Annotated in this window: 5 protein-coding genes; 3 read left to right on the forward strand and 2 right to left on the reverse strand. The window is 63.6% G+C overall.

Going from position 1 to position 5,564, the window contains the following annotated elements; translation table 11 throughout:
• Positions 1–182 precede the first annotated feature (182 nt).
• The 3 genes from V6M39_RS10040 to V6M39_RS10050 all read left to right on the forward strand — a co-directional run bounded on the left by V6M39_RS10040 (position 183) and on the right by V6M39_RS10050 (position 3,187).
• Positions 183–677: a pyridoxamine 5'-phosphate oxidase family protein gene (locus V6M39_RS10040; RefSeq protein ID WP_332643682.1), complete on the forward strand. Its 495-nt coding sequence runs from the start codon at positions 183–185 to the stop codon at positions 675–677.
• A 75-nt stretch (positions 678–752) separates the two neighbouring features.
• A complete protein-coding gene (locus tag V6M39_RS10045; protein ID WP_332643683.1) occupies positions 753–1,580 on the forward strand; it encodes a phosphatase PAP2 family protein in 828 nt (275 codons plus the stop codon).
• Positions 1,581–1,666: 86 nt separating this feature from the next.
• Complete coding sequence (locus tag V6M39_RS10050; protein WP_332643684.1) at positions 1,667–3,187, forward strand: MFS transporter; 1,521 nt, start codon at positions 1,667–1,669, stop codon at positions 3,185–3,187.
• A gap of 20 nt (positions 3,188–3,207) precedes the next feature.
• Here the strand turns inward: V6M39_RS10050 and V6M39_RS10055 are convergent, their stop codons facing one another.
• Both V6M39_RS10055 and V6M39_RS10060 read right to left on the reverse strand, forming a co-directional pair.
• Entirely contained in the window at positions 3,208–4,608 is a 1,401-nt protein-coding gene (locus V6M39_RS10055; protein WP_332643685.1) for a vWA domain-containing protein, read from the reverse strand.
• Complete coding sequence (locus V6M39_RS10060; RefSeq protein ID WP_442880763.1) at positions 4,605–5,495, reverse strand: AAA family ATPase; 891 nt, start codon at positions 5,493–5,495, stop codon at positions 4,605–4,607. Before V6M39_RS10060 ends, V6M39_RS10055 begins: the two co-directional genes overlap by 4 nt.
• Positions 5,496–5,564: the final 69 nt, after the last annotated feature.

The following is a 5,564-nucleotide window of genomic DNA, read 5'->3' on the forward strand; positions in this document are numbered from 1 at the left end:
CACGCATGACCCTGCTCTGCGCTTTGGCCGGTGTGGGGGTTTTGTACTTCTGAGAGCCCTCGGACACGCATGACCCTGCTCTGCGCTTTGGCCGGTGTGGGGGTTTGTACTTCCCAGGCGCGTACGCCACGATGAACTTCGCTTGCGCCGCACTAGGTGGCGGCGTCTGAGAGTGAGAATTCATGGGCATCAACCAGCGGTCCCAGGTCGCCATGACCGACGACGAGATCTTGGCCTTCCTTCCAACGCAGAGGACCGCGAACCTCATCACCCTCGGCGCAACGGGCCACCCGCACGCCGTCGCGATGTGGTTCGCCTTCATCGACGGCGTCATCTGGTTCGAGACGAAGGCCAAGGCCCAGAAGACGGTCAACCTGCGACGTGATCCGCGAGCCACCGTCCTGGTCGAGGACGGTCTCACGTACGACTCCCTCCGCGGCGTCTCGCTCGAAGGCCGTTGCGAGGTCATCGACGACCCTGACGCCCTGTGGGCGGTCGGAGTGAGCGTCTGGGAGCGGTACAACGGCCCCTACACCGACGAGGTGAAGCCGTTCGTCGAGATGATGCTCAACAAGCGGGTAGCGCTCCGGTTCGATGCCGAGCGCACGCGATCCTGGGACCACCGCAAGCTCGGCCTCGATCCCATCCCGCTCGGAGGCACCACCGCTCCTGCCTGAGGATGGTGCGGGGTTTCGTACGTCTTGGCTTCGTCCCGCGGCTACGATCCTCTGCATGACTCAGGCGCTCGTCCCGTGACAGGGGACGGACTGCCGTGGCCCTCGTGGCAGCAGGCGGGGATTGCCAGCGTCCTGAGTGCCGCCATCTGGCTGCTGCTTCGTCGAGCCAGGCCCACTCGTGTCAGCACTGAACTGCTTCCGGCGCTATTCGAGTTCGGCCTGATCTCCGGTCTCTACACAATCTGGCGCCTGGCGCGTCAGCTGCCATTTACTCACGAAGCGGGCGCGCTCGACCGCGCCCGGCAGATCGACGACGTACAGCAGTTCTTGCACCTGCCAACTGAGATCGCGATGCAGCATTTCGTTCTCGGCCACGACTGGCTGGCTCGCCTGACCAATGGCTACTACGCCACACTGCACGTGCCAGGCCTTCTGTTGTTCCTGGTATGGCTGTTCGTACGACACCGCGACCAGTTCCCACACTGGCGCAACGGACTCACGCTGGTCACGCTCGGCTGCTTGGTCATCCGATTCGTACGCGTGGCGCCACCTCGGTTCATCGAAGAGCTGGACTTCGTCAACCTGTCGGACCGCTACGGCCTTGGCGTTTATGGGCCGGTGGGTCACGGCATCTCGGATCAGTTCGCCGCGATGCCGTCGATCCACGTCGGCTGGGCTGCCGTCGTAGCCTGCGGCATCTTCATGACGACCACCAGCAAGTGGCGATGGCTGTTCGTCATGCACCTGCCCCTGACGATGTTCGTTGTCGCGGCAACCGGTCACCACTGGTGGCTGGACGGCGTAGTCGCGATCGTTCTCCTCTGGGGCGGCCTACGACTCGACACCGCGGTACGTCGTCGACGAGCGGTCACACGCAAACCAGCGCTCGTCGCAGTTGCCTGAAATTCGTCCTCGGTTTGGGAACAGGAACTGTCGGAACCCGGTTGTAGCGTCCATCATGATCTTGTTGGACCGCCTAGGAGCTCCCCATGTCTTCAGTCGAACAGCCCAGCACCACACCTGATCCGAAGCGCTGGCTTGCGCTGTTCGTGATCATCATCGCCCAGCTGATGATCGTGCTCGATGCATCGATCGTGAACATCGCACTTCCGTCGGCCCAGAAGGACCTCGGCATCAGTGACGCCGATCGGCAATGGGTGGTGACTGCCTACACCCTGACGTTCGGCGGCTTCCTGCTCCTTGGCGGACGCATCGCCGACTACATGGGGCGCAAACGCACGTTCATCGTCGGCCTTCTCGGATTTGCAGCCGCATCCGCTCTTGGCGGCATCGCATCGACCGCAGGTCTGCTCTACGCCGCACGCGGTCTGCAAGGCACCTTCGCGGCGCTCATGGCTCCCGCTGCGCTCTCGTTGATCTCGGTCACGTTCACCGAGTCCACCGAGCGGGCCAAGGCGTTTGGCGCCTACGGTGCCGTCTCCGGTGGTGGTGCGGCAATCGGCCTGCTTCTCGGCGGCTCGCTGACCGAATACGCCTCGTGGCGCTGGTGCTTGGGCGTCAACGTTCCCATCGCTCTCGCCACCGCCGCCGCTGCGTACCTCTACGTCAAAGAAAGCAAGGCGCACGGAAACACGAAGTACGACATCCCAGGCGCCATTCTGGTGACGCTCGGACTCGTGTCGCTCGTCTACGGCTTCACCGAGGCGGCCAAGCTCAAGTACCCAGATACTCGGAGCACCGAGGTGCTCGGCTGGACCGATTCGTCCACCTTGACGTTCCTGGGCGCTGGAATTGTGCTGCTGGTCGCCTTTGTGATGTGGGAACGGCGGTCGAGTACGCCGTTGTTGCCGATGAATGTGGCGCTTGATCGCAATCGCGGCGGGTCCTACCTGATCTTCCTGTTCATCGGTGCGGGCCTGTTCGCGATGTTCCTGTTCCTGACGTTCTACTTCCAGATCACGATGGGCTACAGCCCGATCAAGGGTGGATTCGCGTTTCTGCCATTCAGCATCGGCATCATCGGCACCGCTGGCGTGGTCGCCAATCTGCTGCCGAAAATCGGTCCCAAGCCGATCATGGTCGCCGGCCTCATATCGTCCACTCTCGGCATGTTGATGCTGACGCAGATCGACACCAGCACCAGCTATTGGGGATGGGTGATGCCGTCTGAGCTGCTCATGAGCATCGGCATGGCATGCGTCTTCATCCCAGCCTCCAGCACTGCGTTGATCGGAATCAGCGAGCACGACGCGGGTGTCGCGAGCGCCCTGCTCAACACGTCACAGCAGGTGGGTGGATCCCTCGGCGTAGCCCTGCTCAACACCCTCTACGCGGGAGCTGTGACAGGGTTCCTTGCCGACAACCTCGGCCCGAACGCTGATCCGGCAATGATCGGGCAGGTCACCGGCGACGCGTTCATCCACGGCTATCACGTGGCGTTCTTCTGGGGCTCGATGATGCTGGTCATCGCGCTGATCTTCGCCGTGACAATGATCAACGCCAAGAAGGACGACATCCCCAACGAAGCAGGTGTGCCCGCTCCCGCTTAGGACATCCGTGCGCGAACGCCCTAAACAGGCAGAAGTCGGGTGACGAACTTCGTCAGCTGGTCGACGTTGCACACCTCGTGCATCTCAACGATGTCGGCGTAGGCCGGTGCGATGGAGTCACCGAGTCCCCACCGCATGGAGTGCTCGGGGTTGAGCCAGAACGTGCGTCGAGCACGCTGGCTGATCTCGTGCAGCGCCTCGAGGTTGGGGTCCTGGTTGTTGTTGCGCGCATCGCCGAGGATCAGCACAGCCGTACGCGGGCCAATCGCCGTCATGTGGTCAGCGTGGAAGTCGGCAAAGGCCTCGCCATAGTCGCTGCTGGTGTGCCACTTGGTGATCCGGGCCTCGCGAGAGATGCGGGCCGCCAGATCGTCCGAATCTTCCTTGACCATGTCGGTGACCTCAGCCATGGCGTTGATGAACGCGAACACCCGGATCTTGCTGAACTGTCCACTCATCGCCTGAACGAGGTGCATGGTGAACTGCGAGAAGCCCGAAACCGATCCCGAGACATCGCACAGCAGAACGAGCTCCGGGCGCGCGGGATGCGGCTTCGCGAACACCGGGTGCATGGGTACGCCGCCAGTGCCCATCGAGCGGCGCAGCGTCCGACGGATGTCGATTCGGCCCCGGTGCGCCTTGCGGCGACGGGCAGCCAAGCGAGTGGCGAGCTTGCGGGCAAGTGGACGCACGGTCCGGCCCAGCTCTTCGAGCTGCTGACGGTTGGCGCTGAGGAAGTCGATCCGATCGGAGCCGACGCGTACGGCGTGACGCGTCACCACATCGCGACCTCGAAGCTCTGCCGTTCGACGCCGGGCCTCGCTGGCGACCAGCGCACGGAATCGATCGATGTTCTGGCGCACCTCGTCGCGCTCGAGTCGCTCGGTGAAGTCGCCACCCATTCCTTGGCGTTGACCAGGACCGCTGCCGCCACCGACGCCGCGCTGTCCCATGGCCTGCACCAGCAAGGTCTGGGGGCGAAGCCGCTCGAGTGTTTGGTACGCCGACCAGCCGCCAGTAGGTCCGCTCTCGCCTACGCGGCCAAGCAGGTCGACCGCCATCTCGGCAACCTGCTCGAGAATCCGTAGATCATTTTCTGCCAACGCCATGGCAAGCAGGTCGCGGAGGTCTTCGATGTCGAAGTCCTCATCCATCTCACGAGCAGCCTGAGATGCACCCACACCGGCCGGGAAGTAGAGATCGAACGTCATGTCGAAGACGTCGCGCTGACCGCCCCTACGCACGAGCGCCGATGCCAGTCCCTCTCGGAGCAACGTCCGGTCGCTCATACCGAGAACGTCGATCACGGCTGCTGCGTCGACCGTCTCGCTTGTGCCCGCCGGGATGCCCTTGCTGCGAAGCGCGCCGACGAACTCGACGAGCCTGCCTGCGAGGTCTTGGGCGACCGGCGTCTCGGTCATGACGCTCCGAGCACCTCGTCGAGGTTGAGCCGCTCGGTGGCCTTGTCGAGATCATCCTGGTGCTTGAGGATCACGCCGAGGCTCTCGCGTACGACGTCGTCATCGAGGATGTCAGCGCCAAGGGCGACCAGCGTCCTTGCCCAGTCGATCGACTCAGAAACCGACGGCGCCTTGCGCAATGGCATCGCGCGGAGAGCGTTGATGACGCGGATCAGCGAATCGCCGAGCGTGCCATCGAGCTCAGGCACCTTGAGCCGGATGATCTGCTGCTCCAGCTCGGGATCGGGGAAGTCGATGTGCAGGAACAGACAACGGCGGCGCAACGCCTCAGACAACTCGCGTGTCGCGTTCGAAGTCAGCACGACGAACGGTCGGTGCTCGGCCTTGATCGTTCCTAGCTCAGGGATCGTCACCTGGAACTCGCCGAGAACTTCGAGCAGCAATCCCTCGATCTCGACGTCAGCCTTGTCCGTCTCGTCGATCAGCAGAACGGTCGGGCCGTCGTTGCGGATCGCCGTCAGCAGCGGACGGGGGAGGAGGAACTCCTCGCTGAAGATGTCGCTGCGCGCCTCGTCCCAGGTCTCCTCACGGCCTGCGGTGATCCTGAGGAGCTGTTTGGCGTGGTTCCACTCATACAGTGCGCGCGCCTCGTCAACGCCTTCGTAGCACTGCAGCCTGACGAGATCGGCGCCGCAAGCATCTGCAACGGCGCGAGACAGCTCGGTCTTTCCCACCCCGGCCGGGCCCTCGACGAGCAGCGGCTTGCCGAGCTCGCTGGCGAGGAAGACCGTCGTCGCAACGGCATCCGACGCCAGGTAGTCAGCCGCGGCCAACTTGGCCTTGACGTCGTCGATCGAGGTGAACGGCATGGTGCGCATGCATACCATCGTGCCGTGGCCCAGATCGAGATCGTCCGCGAGGTACGCCTCAGCCCTGATGAGGCGTGGCGCCGAGTC

This window comes from Aeromicrobium sp. (genome assembly GCF_036675695.1).
Classification (GTDB): Bacteria; Actinomycetota; Actinomycetes; order Propionibacteriales; family Nocardioidaceae; genus Aeromicrobium.